15 protein-coding genes and 1 pseudogene are annotated in these 17,364 nt (G+C 68.5%); 13 read left to right on the top strand and 3 right to left on the bottom strand.

Annotated elements, in window-relative coordinates; translation table 11 throughout:
* The first annotated feature begins 42 nt into the window (after positions 1 to 42).
* Positions 43 to 1,386, top strand: a complete 1,344-nt coding sequence (mgtE, locus tag ABD206_RS08585) for a magnesium transporter (RefSeq protein ID WP_344071512.1) — start codon at positions 43 to 45, stop codon at positions 1,384 to 1,386.
* A gap of 2 nt (positions 1,387 to 1,388) precedes the next feature.
* Here mgtE and ABD206_RS08580 read toward each other — a convergent pair whose 3' ends face one another.
* The gene (locus ABD206_RS08580) at positions 1,389 to 2,663 is read right to left on the bottom strand and encodes an isochorismate synthase (RefSeq protein WP_344073506.1); all 1,275 of its coding nucleotides are present in this window, start codon (positions 2,661 to 2,663) and stop codon (positions 1,389 to 1,391) included.
* 58 nt (positions 2,664 to 2,721) lie between these two features.
* Between ABD206_RS08580 and ABD206_RS08575 the strand changes: the two genes are divergently transcribed.
* The 5 genes from ABD206_RS08575 (at position 2,722) to ABD206_RS08555 (ending at position 8,214) form a co-directional block, all read left to right on the top strand.
* The gene (locus ABD206_RS08575) at positions 2,722 to 3,492 is read left to right on the top strand and encodes a demethylmenaquinone methyltransferase (RefSeq protein WP_344071510.1); all 771 of its coding nucleotides are present in this window, start codon (positions 2,722 to 2,724) and stop codon (positions 3,490 to 3,492) included.
* 9 nt (positions 3,493 to 3,501) lie between these two features.
* Positions 3,502 to 4,557, top strand: a complete 1,056-nt coding sequence (locus ABD206_RS08570) for a polyprenyl synthetase family protein (RefSeq protein ID WP_344071507.1) — start codon at positions 3,502 to 3,504, stop codon at positions 4,555 to 4,557.
* Between the two features lie 55 nt (positions 4,558 to 4,612).
* A complete protein-coding gene (locus ABD206_RS08565) occupies positions 4,613 to 5,986 on the top strand; it encodes an FAD-dependent oxidoreductase (RefSeq protein ID WP_344071505.1) in 1,374 nt (457 codons plus the stop codon).
* Positions 5,983 to 7,188, top strand: coding sequence for a multidrug effflux MFS transporter (locus ABD206_RS08560; RefSeq protein WP_344071503.1), 1,206 nt, complete (start codon positions 5,983 to 5,985; stop codon positions 7,186 to 7,188). The genes ABD206_RS08565 and ABD206_RS08560 overlap by 4 nt, the downstream gene beginning before the upstream one ends.
* Before the next feature lie 93 nt (positions 7,189 to 7,281).
* A complete protein-coding gene (locus tag ABD206_RS08555; RefSeq protein ID WP_344071501.1) occupies positions 7,282 to 8,214 on the top strand; it encodes an oxygenase MpaB family protein in 933 nt (310 codons plus the stop codon).
* Positions 8,215 to 8,216: 2 nt separating this feature from the next.
* Here ABD206_RS08555 and ABD206_RS08550 read toward each other — a convergent pair whose 3' ends face one another.
* Positions 8,217 to 9,629, bottom strand: a complete 1,413-nt coding sequence (locus ABD206_RS08550) for an MFS transporter (protein ID WP_344071499.1) — start codon at positions 9,627 to 9,629, stop codon at positions 8,217 to 8,219.
* Positions 9,630 to 9,770: 141 nt separating this feature from the next.
* Here ABD206_RS08550 and ABD206_RS08545 point away from each other — a divergent pair, with 141 nt between their 5' ends.
* The 7 genes from ABD206_RS08545 to ABD206_RS08515 all read left to right on the top strand — a co-directional run bounded on the left by ABD206_RS08545 (position 9,771) and on the right by ABD206_RS08515 (position 17,023).
* Positions 9,771 to 10,469, top strand: coding sequence for an IclR family transcriptional regulator (locus ABD206_RS08545; protein ID WP_344071497.1), 699 nt, complete (start codon positions 9,771 to 9,773; stop codon positions 10,467 to 10,469).
* A 127-nt stretch (positions 10,470 to 10,596) separates the two neighbouring features.
* Entirely contained in the window at positions 10,597 to 12,333 is a 1,737-nt protein-coding gene (locus ABD206_RS08540) for a bifunctional 3-(3-hydroxy-phenyl)propionate/3-hydroxycinnamic acid hydroxylase (protein WP_344071494.1), read from the top strand.
* Positions 12,330 to 13,121: a 2-keto-4-pentenoate hydratase gene (locus tag ABD206_RS08535; protein WP_344071492.1), complete on the top strand. Its 792-nt coding sequence runs from the start codon at positions 12,330 to 12,332 to the stop codon at positions 13,119 to 13,121. The genes ABD206_RS08540 and ABD206_RS08535 overlap by 4 nt, the downstream gene beginning before the upstream one ends.
* A gap of 7 nt (positions 13,122 to 13,128) precedes the next feature.
* On the top strand, positions 13,129 to 14,094 hold the full coding sequence (locus ABD206_RS08530; protein WP_344071490.1) for an acetaldehyde dehydrogenase (acetylating): 966 nt from the start codon (positions 13,129 to 13,131) through the stop codon (positions 14,092 to 14,094).
* Positions 14,091 to 15,170: a 4-hydroxy-2-oxovalerate aldolase gene (gene dmpG / locus ABD206_RS08525; RefSeq protein ID WP_344071488.1), complete on the top strand. Its 1,080-nt coding sequence runs from the start codon at positions 14,091 to 14,093 to the stop codon at positions 15,168 to 15,170. The genes ABD206_RS08530 and dmpG overlap by 4 nt, the downstream gene beginning before the upstream one ends.
* The gene (locus tag ABD206_RS08520; RefSeq protein WP_344071485.1) at positions 15,167 to 16,042 is read left to right on the top strand and encodes an alpha/beta fold hydrolase; all 876 of its coding nucleotides are present in this window, start codon (positions 15,167 to 15,169) and stop codon (positions 16,040 to 16,042) included. The genes dmpG and ABD206_RS08520 overlap by 4 nt, the downstream gene beginning before the upstream one ends.
* Positions 16,043 to 16,075: 33 nt before the next feature.
* Complete coding sequence (locus ABD206_RS08515) at positions 16,076 to 17,023, top strand: 3-carboxyethylcatechol 2,3-dioxygenase (RefSeq protein WP_344071482.1); 948 nt, start codon at positions 16,076 to 16,078, stop codon at positions 17,021 to 17,023.
* Between the two features lie 126 nt (positions 17,024 to 17,149).
* On the opposite strand, the pseudogene ABD206_RS08510 reads toward ABD206_RS08515, so the two are convergent.
* A pseudogene (locus tag ABD206_RS08510) lies at positions 17,150 to 17,364 on the bottom strand (HNH endonuclease); the annotation flags it as partial.

Raw genomic sequence — 17,364 nt, 5'->3', positions numbered from 1 at the left:
GCGTTCACCGCGCGGACCCGAGCGTCTGCCAGGATGCCGCCCATGGATGACTTCGAGGACTTCCGCACGACGATCACTCCGCTGCTGAAGGAGCGCCGCCTCGACACCCTCCGCGCGCTGCTGGACGCCGAGGATGCGGCCGAGATCGTGCAGCTGCTCGAGCGTGAGGATGCCGGCGACCGCGCCGTGCTGTACCGGCTGCTGCAGCGGGACAAGGCCCTGGAGGTGTTCGAGCTGCTCGACCAGGGCATGCGTGCAGAGCTGGTCGGCGGTCTGCGGGAAGAGGACGTGCAGCGCGTCTTCGAAGAGCTCGACCCCGACGACCGCGCACAGTTGATCGACGAGTTGCCGGCCAAGGTCGCCAAGTACCTCATGCGCGGTCTCTCGCCGGCCGAGCGCGAGCTGACCGCACCCATGCTCGGCTACGACAAGAACAGCACGGGACGCTTCATGAGCACCGAGTACGTGCTGCTCGCCCCGGGATGGACGCTCGGCGATGCACTCTCCCACGTGCGACATCGCGGGATGGACGCCGAGACGGTGTACACGCTGCCGGTCACCTCGGAGCGCCGCGAAGTGCTGGGGGTCGTGGGACTGCGCGAACTGGTCATGGGCCGCTCGGACAGCCTCGTGGAAGAGGTCATGACCGACGCGCGCAGCGCGGTCGCGAGCGAACCGGCCGAGGCGTCCGCGCGCGACCTCGTCGAGTCCGGACACCTCGCAGCGCCTGTCGTGGACAGTCAGAACCGCATCCTCGGGATCCTCACCATCGATGACGCCACCCGCATCCTCGAGGAGGCGGAGGACCGCGATGCCGCGCGCCAGGGGGCATCCGAGCCCCTCGGGCGCCCCTACCTGACGACTCCGGTCTTCGGGATCGTCAAGTCGCGCGTGGTCTGGCTGCTGGTGCTCGCGGTCTCGGCGCTCCTGACGGTGCAGGTGCTCGATATCTTCGAGGCGACGCTGGAGCAGGTCGTGACCCTGGCCCTGTTCATCCCGTTGCTGACCGGTACCGCGGGCAACACCGGATCCCAGGCGGCGACCACGGTCACCCGCGCGCTCGCGATGGGCGAGGTGAGCAAGCGGGACGCGCTGACGGTGATGTGGCGAGAGGTGCGGGTCGGAGCGATCCTGGGAGGACTGCTCGGAATCCTCGGGTTCGCGCTGGCAAGCCTCGTGTTCGGACCGCCACTGGGCGCCGTGATCGGGCTCACCCTGCTGTCGATCTGCACGCTCGCGGCCACCGTCGGCGGGCTCATGCCGATCCTGGCCCAGGCCGTGAAGGCCGACCCGGCGGTGTTCAGCACGCCGTTCATCTCGACGTTCTGCGACGCGACGAGCCTCATCATCTACTTCGTCGTCGCCACCTGGATCCTCGGCTTGTAGCGCTACGCGAGCGCGTCGACGATGGGGCGGAACTTGACCCGGGTCTCCAGCAGCTCGGACTCGGGGTCGGACTCGGCGACGATGCCCGCGCCGGCGTGGGCGACAACGGGGATCGTGCCCGTGGCGTGGGGGACCCGGCCGCTGCTGGTGCCGCCGAGCTGGGCGCAGCGCAGTGCGATCGCCCACTCGCCGTCCCCGTGCGCGTCGACCCAGCCGACGGGCCCGGCATAGCGACCACGGTCGAAGGGTTCCAGCTCGCGGATGAGATCGATGGCGGCATCCGTCGGGGTGCCGGCCACCGCGGCGGTCGGGTGCAGTGCCCGCACCAGATCAAGTGAAGAAGCGCCGTTGGAGAGATGGCCGACGACATCGGTCGCCAGGTGCCAGAGGTTGGGAAGCTCGAGCAGATGGGGTGCGCTCGGCGCGTCGAGGTCGCTGGTGAAGTGCTCGAGCGCCTCGGTGACGCTGGCGACGGCGAAGCGGTGCTCGTCGCGGTCCTTGCCACTGATGGCGAGCGCGGCGGATGCCGACGCGTCGGATTCCGCATCAGCGCCGCGGGCGATGGTTCCGGCGAGCACGCGGGCGGTGACCGTGCCCGTCTGGACGGTCACCAGGGTCTCGGGGCTCGCGCCGATCAGGCCGTCCACGGCGAAAGTCCAGGTGTCCGGGTAGTTGGATGCCAGCGCCCGCACCAGTCGACGAAGGTCGGCCGCCGCCGGGACCGTGCCGACCAGGTCACGGGCCAGCACGACCTTCTGCACCCGGCCGGACGCGATCGCGCTCACACCCGCGCGGACCGCGTGCTGGTATCCCTCCGGGTCGAGCGCGCCCGGGCCCACGGTTGCGGACCAGTGTGGCCCATAGGGGATCGCCGGCGGAAGACCAGCACCGTCCACCCAGGTGGGTTCGTCCGCGCGACGGACGCGCGTGATCCAGCTGCGGCCCTGGCGCGTGCCGACGATCGTGCGCGGGATGACGAGGTGGCCACCGGCGCTCGATCGCGGGTCGAAGGGCAGGATGCCGAACGCGATCAGTCCGCTTCCCGGCATCCCGACGGTGTCGTCGATCTGAGATCGGCCGACGACCTCTCGCCACTGCGTGGCAGCAGTGGCGGCATCCAGCGACAGCTCGATGACGGCGGGACCGACACCCACGATCGCCTCGTCGCGGCGCAGCCAGGCCAGCGGATGGAGCGGATCGGCGTACGAGACGGGGTCGGCGACCGGATCAATGGGTCTGGTCTCCACCACCAGGGGTGGCAGCCGAGACGGTTCGATCACCCGACCAGCCTAGGCTTCCGAGAACCTCACAAGCCGCACCGCCTAGAATTCTCGGGTGACTGCGACCGATGACCGCGCCGACCTCGGCAAGGACCCCGCCCGCGTCAGTGGCATGTTCGACCGGGTCGCGCCCGCCTATGACCGCACCAACACGATCCTGAGCCTCGGCAACGACCGACGCTGGCGCACCGCGACCACGCGGGCACTGGCCCCGATCCCCGGGCAGAAGGTGCTCGATCTCGCGGCCGGCACCGGGACCTCCAGCGTCGCCTTCGCGCAGACCGGGGCGACCATCGTGGCGGCGGACTTCTCTCCCGGCATGATCGCCGAGGGCACGCGCCGCCACGGCGACGTCCCCAACCTCTCCTTCGTCGAGGCCGATGCCACTGCGCTCCCCTTCGCCGATGAGGAGTTCGACGCGGTGACGATCTCCTTCGGCCTGCGCAACGTGCAGGATGCCGACAAGGGCTTGCGCGAGATGCTGCGGGTGACCAAGCCCGGCGGGCGGATCGTGATCTGCGAGTTCTCGCACCCGACCTCCGCGCTGTTCGGCGGGCTCTACGGGGTCTACAACGATTGGATCCTGCCGCCACTGGCGAAACTCGCGAGCTCCGATGCTGCGGCGTACGACTATCTCAATGAGTCGATCAAGGACTGGTCCGACCAACCTGCCCTGGCCGCGCGGATGCGCGCTGCGGGATGGACGGACGTCGCGTGGCGCAACCTCACGATGGGCGTCGTCGCACTGCACCGGGCCCGCAAGCCCTTCGCCGACGAGTCGGGGGCGCAGCCCGGTCCCGAGACCGCCGCTGCCTCGCCCCGGTAGGCTGGGACGGTGAATGCCTCCGCGTCCGGCTCATCTCTCACGAGTCACCTGAGCCTCTCCGACCGCATCTTCGCGGGTCCGCGGGCGCGACGCCTTCTCGCAGCCGTCGAGAAGGGGCTCGAGGGTGTCGAAGCCTCGCTCGACGCCGAACTCCATATGACGGATGCCGTCGCCGACGCCGCCAGTCGCTACCTCTTCGACGCGGGTGGCAAGCGGGTGCGTCCCATGCTCGCGCTGCTGACCGCGCACCTCGGTAGTGGCGTGACCGATGATGTGGTCGCCGCCGCCACCGCCCTGGAGCTCACCCATCTCGGCTCGCTCTATCACGACGACGTCATGGACGACGCGGACAAACGCCGCGGAGTGCCCAGCGCTCACTCGGTGTGGGGCAACAGCGTCGCCATCCTCACGGGGGATCTCCTGTTCGCGCGCGCCAGCCAGATCATGGCGCGTTTGGGTGAAGGGGCCATTCGCCTGCAGGCGGCGACATTCGAACGCCTGGTCCTCGGCCAGATGCGCGAGACCGTCGGTCCGCAGGAGGGTGATGACCGCGTCGCGTTCTACATCCAGGTGCTCGCCGACAAGACCGGCTCGCTGATCGCGGCAGCCGCGCAGGCCGGTGTGATCTTCAGCGACGGACCCCACGAGTACGAGGTGGCCGTCCGCGAGTTCGGTGAGCGTGCCGGTATCGCCTTCCAGCTCCTCGACGACGTGATCGACCTCTCCGCGGACCCCGCCGAGACCGGCAAGGTCCCGGGAACGGACCTTCGCGCGGGGGTCCCCACCATGCCGTACCTGCTGCTGGCGCAGCGCACCGATGCGGATGCCGTCGACCTGTGCGCGCGCATCGATGCGGGTGTCGACGCCATCGCCGAGGGCGCCGATCCCGCGCTGCTGGACGGCCCGCTGGCGGAGCTTCGCGAGAACGAAGCCACGCAGGCGACGGTTGATCTTGCCAACTCGTGGTCGCGTGACGCTGTCGCCGCCCTCGACCCGCTGCCCGATGGCCCGGTGCGCGAAGCCCTCACGCGCTTCGCTCAGGCCGTCGCCGACCGCTCGAGCTGACGCAGGCGTGGGCTTCCGCCCGCTCCTCCCCGCCCGCTCGCCCGAAAGGAATCCCATGACGACGCTCAGGCTGGCCATCGTCGGTGCCGGACCCGCCGGCATCTACGCCGCCGACATCCTGTTGAAGGCCGAGCGCGCCTTCAACGTCTCGATCGATCTGTTCGAGCAGCTCCCCGCGCCCTACGGCCTCGTCCGCTACGGCGTCGCCCCCGATCACCCGCGCATCAAGGGCGTCATCACGGCGTTGCGTGACGTGCTTGATCGCGGCGACATTCGGATTTTCGGCAACGTCGAGTTCGGTCGCGACATCACCCTCGCCGACCTGAAGAAGCACTACCACGCGGTGGTCTTCGCGACCGGCGCGATCAAGGATGCCGACCTCGCGATTCCGGGCATTGACGCGGACGGCTCATACGGCGCGGCGGACTTCGTCAGCTGGTTCGACGGGCACCCCGACGTGCCCCGCACCTGGCCGCTGGAGGCCGAGTCGGTCGCGGTGATCGGCAACGGCAACGTGGCGCTCGACATCTCGCGCATGCTCGCCAAGCACGCCGATGACCTGCTTCCCACCGAGATTCCCGCCAACGTCTACGAGGGCCTCAAGGCGTCGCCGGTCACCGACGTGCACGTCTTCGGGCGCCGAGGCCCCGCTCAGGTGAAGTTCACGCCGCTGGAGCTGCGCGAGCTCGGTGAGCTGAACGATGTCGACATGGTCGTCTACGACGAGGACTTCGACTACGACGCCGCGTCGCTGGATGCCATCGCGAACAACAAGCAGGTCAAGGTGATCGACCGCATCCTGCAGCAGTGGCGCACGCGTCCTTCCGCCAACAACGCCGGAGGCGAGGCATCCCGCCGCCTGCACCTGCACTTCTGGGCGGCTCCCGTCGAAGTGAAGACGGATGATGAGGGCAAGGTGTCTGCTCTCGTCTACGAGCGCACCCGTCCCGACGGCGAGGGCGGGGTCGTCCGTACCGGAGAGATGCGCGAGGTCCCCATCCAGTCGATCTACCGCGCCGTCGGATACTTCGGCTCGCCGCTGGCGGATGTACCGTTCGACGAGCGTCACGGAGTGATCCCGAACCACGAGGGCCAGGTGTTGCGGGCCGACTCGAACGAGCGCGTCCCGGGCGTCTATGCGACAGGGTGGATCAAGCGCGGTCCGGTGGGCCTGATCGGCCACACCAAGTCGGACGCGATGGAGACGGTGCGCCACATCATCAACGACCAGGGGTCCTGGTGGCAGCCGGTCGACCCGTCGGAGGCGGCGATTCCCGCGTTGCTGGCCGAGCGCGGTGTGCGCTGGACCGATCTTGAGGGCTGGCATCGCCTGGACCAGCACGAGATGTCGCTCGGTGAGCCGGAAGGGCGAGCACGCGTGAAAGTCGTGCCCCGGGACGAGATGGTCTCCATCTCGCGCGCGGAGTGACCCGCCCGCAGCGCCTCACCGCCGGGCTCGTTGTCGCGCTCGGCTTCCTCGCGGCCGTCGGTCCGTTCTCGACCGACATGTACCTCGCGTCGTTCACTGAGATCGGCGATGCCCTGCAGACGGATGCCTCGGCCGTCCAGCTGACTCTGACCACGTTCCTCATCGGCATCGCCGCCGGGCAGCTCCTGTTCGGCCCGCTGAGTGACCGGGTCGGTCGACGACCTGTCCTTGTGGTCGCGCTCATCGGATTCGCCGTGTCGAGTATCGCCTTGGTCTTCGTGCCCTCGATCGAGCTGTTCGTCGTGCTGAGGTTCCTGCAGGGCTTTGCGGGCGCTGCGGGTATCGTGCTGGCCCGGGCGATCGCGGTCGATCTCAGTGAGGGGGAGACCGCGGTCAAGGCATTGAGCATGATCGCGATGGTCGTCGGTGTTGCGCCGCTCGTGGCACCCGTGGTCGGCGGGTTCGTCACCGAGCTCGTGGGGTGGCGGGGTGTTCTCGGCCTCATCGCGATCATCGCGTCGGCGATGGCCGTGGTCTCGCTGACCCTCATCCCCGAGTCCCTTCCCGCCGAGCTGCGCCACACCGGCGGCATTGGCGAGACCTTCCGGCGATTCGGCGAGCTTGTCCGCGACCGTGGGTTCGTGCTGTTCACGCTGGCGTATGCCTCGACCTTCGGTGCGATCATGGCGTACGTCTCGGCGTCGCCCTTCGTAGGCCAGGTCGTGCTGGGCATGAGTCCGGTGATGTACTCGGTCGGCTTCGGGATCGGCGCGAGCGCGATCCTGCTGTCGAACTTGATCAACGCGAGACTGGCGGTGAGGTTCGGCCCGCGCACGATGCTGGTGGTCGGCATCATCGGTGCGGGGAGTGCTGCGGCGGCGCTGTTGGCGCAGACGCTGCTCGGCATCCTGACACCGGTCGGCTTCATCGTCTCGGCCTTCTTCCTGACGAGCGGTCTGGGGTTCACGATGCCCAACTCCACGGCGCTGGGTCTGGCCCGTGCCGACAGGGCGCGTGGCGCGGGTGCCGCACTCATGGGCTCGACCCAGTTCCTGGTCGGTGGTCTGATCTCGCCTCTCGTGGGCATCGCGGGCGAGGACCACGCCGAGCCGATGGCGATCGTGATCGCCGTCGCCCTCGCGCTCGGTTCGATTGCGGCGATTGCGGCGCTGCGGGTCACGCGCCGCGGGCGTCGCTCCTGAGCGGTTGCCGACGGTCTCAATCGCGTGCCGGGCGACGCTCGGGAATGTGATCGCTTGTTCACTTCGCGCCTTGAATGCCGTATGTTGCCGCGTGTGAGGCGAGACCACTGGAAGCGCGTGAACACGAAGCTCGATCCTGCCGTCGACTTCGTCGAGATCTACCGCAACATCGTCATGCACGAGTTCGCGTGGGACATGAATCAGGCGCTGAGCTTCGCGCTGTTCCGCACCTACGCCGTTCCCGGAATCGGGGCACTGCTGGATCGCACGGGGGAGTTCGCGAAGCGCACGCAGAAGCGCTACGACGACACCGCGCTTCTGCTCGAGACGCCGACGCGGCTGGGATTCGAAGCGCCCGAGTCCCGCGCTGCGATCCGCCGCGTCAACCAGATGCACCGCTCGTACGACATCCCCGATCATGATTTCGGTTACGTGCTCTCGACCTTCGTTGTGGTACCCAAGCGGTGGGTGGATGCCTACGGCAAGCGTCCGTTCACCCCGGGCGAGCTCGAGGCATCCGTGCACTACTACCGGATGCTGGGGCGGCACATGAACATCCCCGACATCCCCGAGACATACGCGGGCTTCGAGGAGCTCATGGACTCGTACGAGGCCGAGCACTTCGCCTTCGATCCCGGCGGGAAGCGAGTGGCCGACTCCACGCTGGCGCTCATGGTGGCGTTTCGCCCGCGAGTGCCCAAGAGGGTCATGGAGGTCTTCAGCCGTGCGCTCATGGATGACGCGCTGCTGGAGGCGCTCCACTATCGCAAGCCCTCGGCTGCCGTTGTGAAGACCGCCCGCGCGGGGGTGCGTCTGCGCGGGAAGCTCGCGGGGCTGCTGCCGGCGAGCAGGAAGCCGACGCGTGTGGCGGACCTGCCCTGGGTGCGCAGCTACCCGTACGGGTACGACGTCTCACAGCTCGGCACGTTCCCGGGCGGCGGATGCCCTGTGCCTCATGGTGGTGCTGCGGACAAAGCCGAAGCCAGCGCCGACACGTTCATCGGCGCTGGCTCGGATGGGCGCTGAACTCAGCGGGTGGAACCGGCGATGCCGAGCACCTCGGCCTCGTCGGGCGACTCGAACTCGCTGACCGCGGCGTCGTCCGCGTCTGCGGGGGCGCCGGTTCGGAGCGCGAGCTCCTTGTTGTGCGTCTCCTTCGAGAGGAGGAAGGCCAGACCGCTGACCACGCACAGGGCGACGAAGAACCAGGCGATGAGCGACGGGTCGGTGCCGCCGGCCGCGGCCAGCAGGCTCGTCGCGATGAGCGGCGCCAGGCCCGCACCGAAGGTCGTCGCCAGCTGGTACGTGACGGCGGTGCCGGTGTAGCGGACATCGGCGGCGAACTTCTCACCGATCCAGGCGCCCATCGGGCCGTACATCGTGGCCTGGATGATCGGGTTTCCGATGATGAACGCCGCCAGCAGCGACCACCAGGTGCCCATGCCGACCAGCGCGAACAGCGGCCAGATGAGGATGGCGCCGGCGATCGCGCCGACGATCATGACGGGTCGGCGTCCGACGCGGTCTGAGAGCACCGCGAAGGCGGGGATCGTGAAGATGTGGATCGCGTTGGCGATCGTCACCAGCCACAGTGCCTCGGCGCGGGGGTAGCCGCCGACGTTGACGGCGTACGTCAGGACGAACGTCGCCAGGATCGACTGCATGAACAGGGGAGCCAGACCGCCGAGGAGGCCCGAGAGGACCGAGAGCGGGTTGTGGCGGAAGACCGCCAGCAGCGGCGCCTTGGGCTTGGGCTGCGACGCGGCGCGGGCTTGAGCTGCGGCGAACTCCGGAGTCTCGGTGACCTTGAGGCGCAGGACCAGACCGATGATGACGAGGACGGCGCTCAGCAGGAACGGGACGCGCCAGCCCCACGCGAGGAACTGGTCTTCGGGCAGGAGCGAGAAGGGCACCAGCACGAGGGTGGCCAGGACCGCGCCCGAGGGGCCGCCGGAGGCGACGATGGATGCCGCGAATCCGCGGCTGCGGGGCTTGGCGTGCTCCATCGACATGAGCGCGGCGCCGGCCCACTCGCCGCCGACCGCGATGCCCTGGATGAGGCGGAGCGTCACGAGCAGGATCGGCGCCCAGACACCGATCTGCTGGTCGCTCGGGAGCAGACCGATGAGGAAGCTCACCGAGCCCATGATCACGAGGGTCAGCACGAGCATCTTCTTGCGGCCGAGGCGGTCGCCGAAGTGGCCGAAGATGACGCCGCCGATCGGGCGGGCGAAGTAGCCGACCGCCAGGGTGCCGAATGCGGCGAGTGTGCCGATCATCGGGTCGGTGCTCGAGAAGAACAGCGCGGGGAAGACCAGCGCTGCGGCGGTGCCGTAGAGCAGGAAGTCGTAGAACTCGACCGTGGTCCCCAGGTAGCTCGAGACCATGGCGCGACGGCGTGCGCGCGTCGCTTCGACGGTGGGTGCGGTGCTATCAGCCATATGGAACTCCATTGTTCTCCCGATCTGCGTTCGGGATTGTTCAAATAACGAACTTCGATGTGCGTTAGATGACAGAGTGAGGGATGTCGCCCGCCGTGTCAACTCCGAAAGGTGGTGGTCGGCGCCACTAGTGTGGTCCGCATGCCAGAAACCGCCGGTCGCTCCACCGCGGGCGCACAGACTCTCGCTCGCGGCCTCGCGGCTCTGCGCGAGGTCGCAGCATCCGAGGGCGGCTTGACCGTGCAGGAGCTGGCCGAGCGCCTGGACGTGCATCGCACCATCGCCTACCGGATGATCGCGACCCTCGTCGAGGCCGCACTCGTCAGCCGCGGCGAGGACGGTCGCTATCGAGGGGCGGTCGGCCTGCTCGAACTGCGCGCCGCAGGGTACGAAGCCTTCAAGCATGCGGCCGAGCCGGTGCTGCGGGATCTGGCCAACGAGCTCGGCGCGACCGCGTCGCTGCTGGTGCCCGAGCAGGACGAGGCGATCGCGCTGCTGGTGGTGAGCCCCCAGGCGGCGCGCTACCACATCGCGTTCTCGGCGGGCAGTCGGCATCCGCTCGACCGCGGCGCGGCCGGCCATGCCCTGCGTGCGGCGCTGCCCCAGGTCGGTCCGGAGCCGGATGTCGTGAGCACGGCGCGCGCGGTGGGCTACGCGATGACCTTCGGCGAGGTCGAGCCGGGCGCGTGGGGGATCGCAGCGCCGGTGCACTGGGGTGCGGGAGAGCGCATCGCGTGCGTGAACGTCATCACCTATCGGGAGGATGTCGCCCGCGACTCCATCGAGAGTGTCCTCGCCTGCGCGCGTCGGATCGAGGCGGCGGTCGCCGTCCAGCACTGATCTCGCACCGACATCCATCGAACGGCTCCCGCTCTCGGGGGCCGTTCTCGTTTCCCGGATGCCGGACAGTTGCGCTTGCCGTGCGTCTCACCTACTATCCCATCTAACGCACGCAGACGTGCGATAAATGAGACAGCAGGACGATCTGCACGACGAGGAGTCGACGATGACGAAGACCGACCCCACTTCCGATGTCCTGATCATCGGTGCCGGGCCCGTTGGCCTGAGCCTGGCCAACCTGCTCGGGATGCGCGGCGTGTCGGTCACCGTGCTCGAAGCACTCCCCAAGCTCATCGACTACCCGCGTGGGGTCGGCATCGACGACGAGTCGCTGCGGTCGCTCCAGACGATGGGTCTGGTCGAGAAGGCGCTCCCCTTCACCACCCCGTCGCACATCATGCGCCTGGTCAACGGCAAGGGGCGCCGGATCACCGAGATCCGCCCCACGACCGACGAGTTCGGCTGGTCGCGCCGCAACGCGTTCATCCAGCCCGAGATCGACCGGGTGCTCTTCGAAGGGCTCGAGCGCTTCCCCCACGTGACGGTGCTCTTCGGGCACGAGGTGTCGAGCATCTCGGATGACGGCGCCGAGGTCACGGTGTCGGGCACCACGCTCGAGGGGGAGTCGTTCCGCCGCACCGCGAGCTACCTCGTCGGCAGCGACGGGGGCCGCAGCCGCACCCGCAAGCACATGGGCGTCTCGTTCGAGGGGCAGTCGCCCTCGACCCGCTGGCTCGTCGTCGACGTGCGCGACGATCCCATCGGGACCCCGAACATCTACCTCGGCGGCGACCCCCGTCGCCCCTACGTGTCGCTCGGGCTTCCCCAGGCGATCCGCCGCTTCGAATTCATGCTCTTCGACGACGAGCCGGACTCGCTCGTCGAAGACGACGGCTTCGTCGAGAAGCTCCTGGCCGACCACGTGCCCGACCCGCTCACCGTCGACATCGTGCGGGCCCGGGTCTACACGCACCACAGCCGCATCGCGGGCGACTTCCGCAAGGGGCGCATTTTCATCGCCGGCGACGCGGCCCACCTCATGCCGGTGTGGCAGGGTCAGGGCTGGAACAGCGGCGAGCGCGACGCAACCAACCTCGCGTGGAAGCTCGCGGCGGTCGTCACCGGCCAGTGCGACGACCGACTGCTCGACACCTATCACGCCGAGCGCCACGCCCACGCGAAGGCGATGATCGACCTGTCGACGGCCTTCGGACGCGTCGTCAAGCCCACCAACCGCGTGGTCGCAGCGCTCCGGGATGCCGCGGCATCCGCCCTCAACTCGTTCCCGGCGGCCCGCGACTACTTCGCGCAGATGAAGTACAAGCCGATGCCCCGCTACACGACCGGTGCGATCGTGACGGGTGAGCCCACCGACCTGCACGTGCGACGCTCATCGCCCAACAAGACCTCGCCGGTGGGCACCCAGCTCATCCAGCCGAACGTCGTCGACGCCCTCGGTGCGACCAAGCTGCTCGACGATGTCATCGGCTACCGCTGGGCGGTGCTGCAGTGGGGCGGCAACCCCGAGCGTCTCTTCTCCGACGAGCAGCGCGAGACGCTGCGCCGGCTCGGCGCGGTGCTCGTCTCGGTGCGGCCGGTCGTGCAGATGGAGATCGACCAGCCCCAAGATGCCGACGCCGTCGTCGTCGGGGATGTGACCGGACGGCTCAAGGCGTGGTTCGACGACCGTGACACCCCGGTGCTGTTCCTGCGTCCCGACCGGTTCATCGCGGCGACCGCGCTCGCCCAGCAGGCGGGAACGCGGCTGGAGGAGCTCGCCGCCGCCGTGCACCTGCACGCGGACGCCGCGGCCATCGCGGGCGAGCAGATCCCCGCGCGCGCCGAGATCAAGGAGAAGGTATGAGCCCGCCGACACTTCCGACGCGTGTGGATCGCGCCGCCCAGCGACTGCGGATCGCCGCCGTCGCGGGGGTTCCGACTCCGCCGGTGCGCGACCTGCTCGGTGACGACGTCGACGCTGCCTACCTCGTGCAGGAGCGCTGCATCGGACTGGTCGAGAGCTTCGACAACCGCCGCGTCGGCCGCAAGGTCGGGCTGACCTCGCCGGCCGTCCAGCAGCAGCTGGGGGTCGACCAGCCGGACTTCGGTGTCCTCATGGCCGACATGGATGTGACCGGGCTGGCAGAGGTGCCCTCCGCGCGTCTGATGCAGCCGCGCATCGAGGCGGAGATCGCCTTCATCATGGCCCGCGATGTCTTCTCGCCCGACCCCGACGACGTGCTGGATGCCGTCGGATCGATGGCACCGGCACTCGAGATCGTCGACAGCCGCGTGCGTGACTGGGACATCACGATCGTGGACACCGTCGCGGACAACGCCTCCAGTGGACTGTTCGTGCTCGGGGAGGAGCGCCGCACGCTCGACGAGCTCGACCCGCGACAGGTGACGATGACGCTCGAGTGCGACGGCGAGGTCATCTCGCGCGGGTCGGGCGAGGCGTGCCTGGGGGATCCGCGCAACGCGCTGGTCTGGGTCGCGGTCACCGCGCATCGCCTGGGCCGGCCGCTCCGGGCGGGCGAGATCGTCCTGTCGGGCGCGCTCGGTCCGATGGTGCCGTTCGGGCCCGGCTCGTCGGTCACCGCACACATCACCGGACTCGGCAGCGTGTCCGCCACGGCATCGAAGAAGTGACGAAGAAATGACGAGGGACAACGACATGGGAATCAAGGCAGCCATCATCGGCCCGGGAAACATCGGGACCGATCTGATGTTCAAGATCATCCGCCTGAGCGACGTGCTCGAGATGGCCGCGATGGTCGGCATCGACCCGTCCTCGGATGGTCTCGCACGCGCCGGGCGGCTCGGGTACCCGACCACCCACGAGGGCGTCGACGGCCTCATCGCAATGGACGGGTTCGACGAGATCGAGGTCGTGTTCGACGCGACCAGCGCCGGCGCGCACCGCTACAACGCGAACAAGCTCGAGCCGTACGGGAAGCTCCTCATCGACCTGACCCCGGCGGCCATCGGCCCGTACGTGGTGCCGGTCGTCAACCTGGATGCCAACCTTGACGCAACGGACGTGAACATGGTCACCTGCGGTGGCCAGGCGACGATCCCGATGGTCGCGGCCGTGTCGCGGGTGACCCCCGTGCACTACGCCGAGATCGTGGCATCCATCTCGTCCAAGTCCGCCGGCCCCGGCACGCGCGCGAACATCGACGAGTTCACCGAGACGACCTCCAAGGGACTTGAGGTCGTCGGGGGCGCGGCGCGCGGCAAGGCGATCATCATCATGAACCCGGCCGACCCGCCGATGATCATGCGCGACACCGTGCAGGTCGTCGTCGACCGGCTCGATGCCGACGGACGCGCGGCGGTGGAGGCATCCGTGCTCGAGATGGCCGAGCGGGTGAAGGGCTACGTGCCCGGCTACCGACTGAAGCAGAAGGTGCAGTTCCAGGACGAGGGCACCGAGCTCGACGGGCTGCTCCCCGAAGACCGCCGCGGCGGTTCGTACACCCGGGTCTCGGTGTTCCTCGAGGTCGAGGGTGCGGCGATGTACCTGCCGGCCTACGCGGGGAACCTGGACATCATGACGTCGGCGGCGCTGACGGCGGCGGAGACGCTCGCCGTGGCGCGCCAGAAGGAGAAGGTCGCATGACCGCGTCGAACAGCAAGAAGATCTACCTGCAGGACGTGACCCTGCGCGACGGGATGCACGCCATCCGTCACCGCATCACCCCCGAGAAGGTCGCCGAGATCGCCGGGGCCCTCGACAAGGCCGGAGTCGACGCGATCGAGGTCGCGCACGGCGACGGCCTCGCGGGCTCGTCGCTCACGTACGGCCCCGGCTCCCACACCGACTGGGAGTGGATCGAGGCTGCCGCAGGAGCCGTGGAGAACGCGGTGCTGACCACGCTGATCCTCCCCGGGATCGGGACGCTGCACGAGCTCAAGCGCGCGTTCGACATGGGGGTCCGCTCGGTGCGAGTGGCGACGCACTGCACCGAGGCGGATGTCTCGGCCCAGCACATCACCGCCGCCCGCGAGTGGGGCATGGATGTCTCCGGGTTCCTCATGATGAGCCACCTGTCCGACTCGGCGTCGCTGGCCAAGCAGGCCAAGCTCATGGAGTCGTACGGCGCGAACTGCGTCTACGTCACCGACTCGGGCGGGCGCCTCACGATGGACGGCGTGCGCGACCGCGTCCGCGCCTACCGCGATGTGCTGGATGAGGGCACCCAGATCGGCATCCACGCCCACCAGAACCTGTCGCTATCGGTGGCGAACTCGGTCGTCGCGGTCGAAGAGGGTGTCTACCGGGTGGATGCGTCGCTGGCCGGCCACGGTGCCGGCGCGGGAAACACCCCGATCGAGCCGTTCGTCGCCGTCGCCAAACTGCAGGGCTGGGATGTCGGGGCGGACCTGTTCGCCCTGCAGGACGCCGCCGATGACCTGGTCCGTCCGCTGCACGACCGTCCCGTGCAGGTCGACCGCGAGACGCTCACCCTCGGCTACGCGGGTGTGTACTCGTCGTTCCTGCGTCACGCCGAGCGTGCCGCAGCGACCCACGGGCTCGACGCGCGCGAGATCCTCGTCCGCGTCGGCGAGCGTCGCCTCATCGGCGGTCAGGAAGACATGATCACGGATGTCGCCCTTGACCTCTCCGCCATCACGGCGATGCAGGACTCGTCCGATGCGGCCGAGTCGGTGCTCGTTGAGGAGACGTTGGTATGACCACGGCAGAGACCGCGACCGACACGGTCGCTATCCCCGACTACACGACCGACGCCTTCTTCGGGCTCGACGACAAGTGGCTGGTCACGGCTCCCGGTGAGCTGACGCACTACCACGAGCTGGGGGAGGGGACGCCGATCCTGTTCCTCCACGGCTCGGGCACCGGGGTCACGGCCGCCGCGAACTGGTGGCTGAACCTGCCGGAGCTGGCAGACCTCGGCCGTTGCATCGCGATCGACTCGATCGGGTACGGGCAGAGCGTCGTCGCCGAGGGCACGGCGTACGGCATCCGCGAATGGGTGCAGCACGCGGTGCGGGTCCTGGATGCGCTGGGAATCGAGAAGACCTGGATCGTCGGCAATTCCCTCGGCGGGTGGCTCGCGTTCCAGTTCGCGATCGACTTCCCCGAGCGGCTGCTGGGGATCGTGTCGATGGGCACCGGCGGCGCGAAGCTCACGGGTGCGCTGAAGGGCCACTCCAACCCCGTGCTCACCGAGGAAGGCATCCGCAAGACGCTCGAGATGTTCGTCGTCGACAAATCCCTCGTCACCGACGAGCTGGTGTCGCTGCGGTACCAGTCGGCTCTGAACGATACCGCCTCCGACCGGCTCGCGGATGTCGTGGCCGCGCGCGACCGCGATCGCATCGAGCTGCCGCTGGACTTCGACGTGCTCGCGAAGCTCGATGTGCCGGTGCTGCTGATCCACGGCACGCAGGATGTCGTCATCCCCGTCTCCCGCACCTGGGAGCTGCTGAACGTCGTCCCGAACGCCGATGTGCACATCTTCAGCCAGTGCGGCCACTGGTCCCAGGTGGAACGTGCGGAAGAGTTCAACGCCGTCATCACGCAGTACCTGTCCCGTCGACTCTGACACTCACCCGATCCCTGACATTTAGGAGCAAAGATGCCCGTCGCCCTCGCGACCATGTCGCACAGCCCCCTGCTGGAGTACGTCGACCCCGCGCCCGACGTGAAGGCCGCCGTCAACGCGTCCTTCGACGCCGTGCGCGCGTTCGTGAAGGACTTCGACCCGGACCTCGTGATCAGCTTCGGTCCCGACCACTACAACGGTTTCTTCTACGAACTGATGCCGCCGTACTGCATCGGATACGAGGCGATCTCGATCGGCGACTACGGGTCGCAAGCCGGGCCCCTGAACGTCCCGACTGCGATCGCGAAAGACCTGGCGGAGTACGTCCTGTCCGCCGGCGTCGACACTGCGGTGTCCCTCCGCATGGAGGTCGACCACGGCGCCGTGCAGCCGATGGAGCTGATCTACGGCGACATCGCGGCCAAGCCCGTCATCCCGATCTTCATCAACTCCGTCGCCCCGCCGTTCGTGCCGATCTCGCGCATCCGCGCGCTCGGCAAGGCCGTGGGCGAGTTCTTCGCGAACCGCGACGAGCGGGCCCTGTTCATCTCCTCCGGTGGCCTGTCGCACGACCCGCCGGTGCCGCGCATCGCGACGGCCACGCCCGAGCAGCGTGAGGCGCTCCTCGGCGGCGGACGTCACTTGACCGACGAAGCACGTGACGCCCGCCAGCAGCGCGTCATCGACGCCGCGATCGCGTTCGCCGCGGGGGAGTCGGAGATCATGGACCTCGCCCCCGAGTGGGACCAGGAACTCATGTCGATCCTCGCGTCCGGCGACCTCTCGCCGCTGGACGGGTGGACCCCGGAGTGGATGACCGAGATCGCCGGCAACAGCTCCCACGAAGTGCGCACCTGGATCGCCGGCTACGAAGCCCTCGCCGCCTCCGGCCCCTACGCCGTGGAGTACAGCTTCTACAAGCCGATCAAGGAGTACATCGCCGGGTTCGGTGTCACCACCGCCCGCCCGGTAGGCGTCTGACCCCTACGTCGGTTGACGCGCCCCGTCGACTGATCCTTCGTCGAACCATCCCATGCTCAGCGAAACAGCCCGCAATGCGGGATGGTTCGGCAGATTCGGGATGGTTCGACGGACTGTCGGCTTGCGTCAGAAGGGTGCGGGTGGATCGTCGTCGACGGGTCGGAAATGCACCGTTGGAATTGGCGGTTTATCGGTGTAGATATTCCCGGTGGGCGACGTCCATTCGAGTATTCCGTCGTGGAGTTGTTTCACTTTCCATGACGTGAATTGCTTCATCGAGTGATGTCGTTGACACAAGTGACTCAAATTCGAGACAGTCGTTTTCCCGCCGAGGGCGTGGT

Source organism: Microbacterium sediminicola (genome assembly GCF_039531125.1).
Classification (GTDB): Bacteria; Actinomycetota; Actinomycetes; order Actinomycetales; family Microbacteriaceae; genus Microbacterium; species Microbacterium sediminicola.
This window is presented reverse-complemented; position numbering and strand designations above follow the sequence as displayed.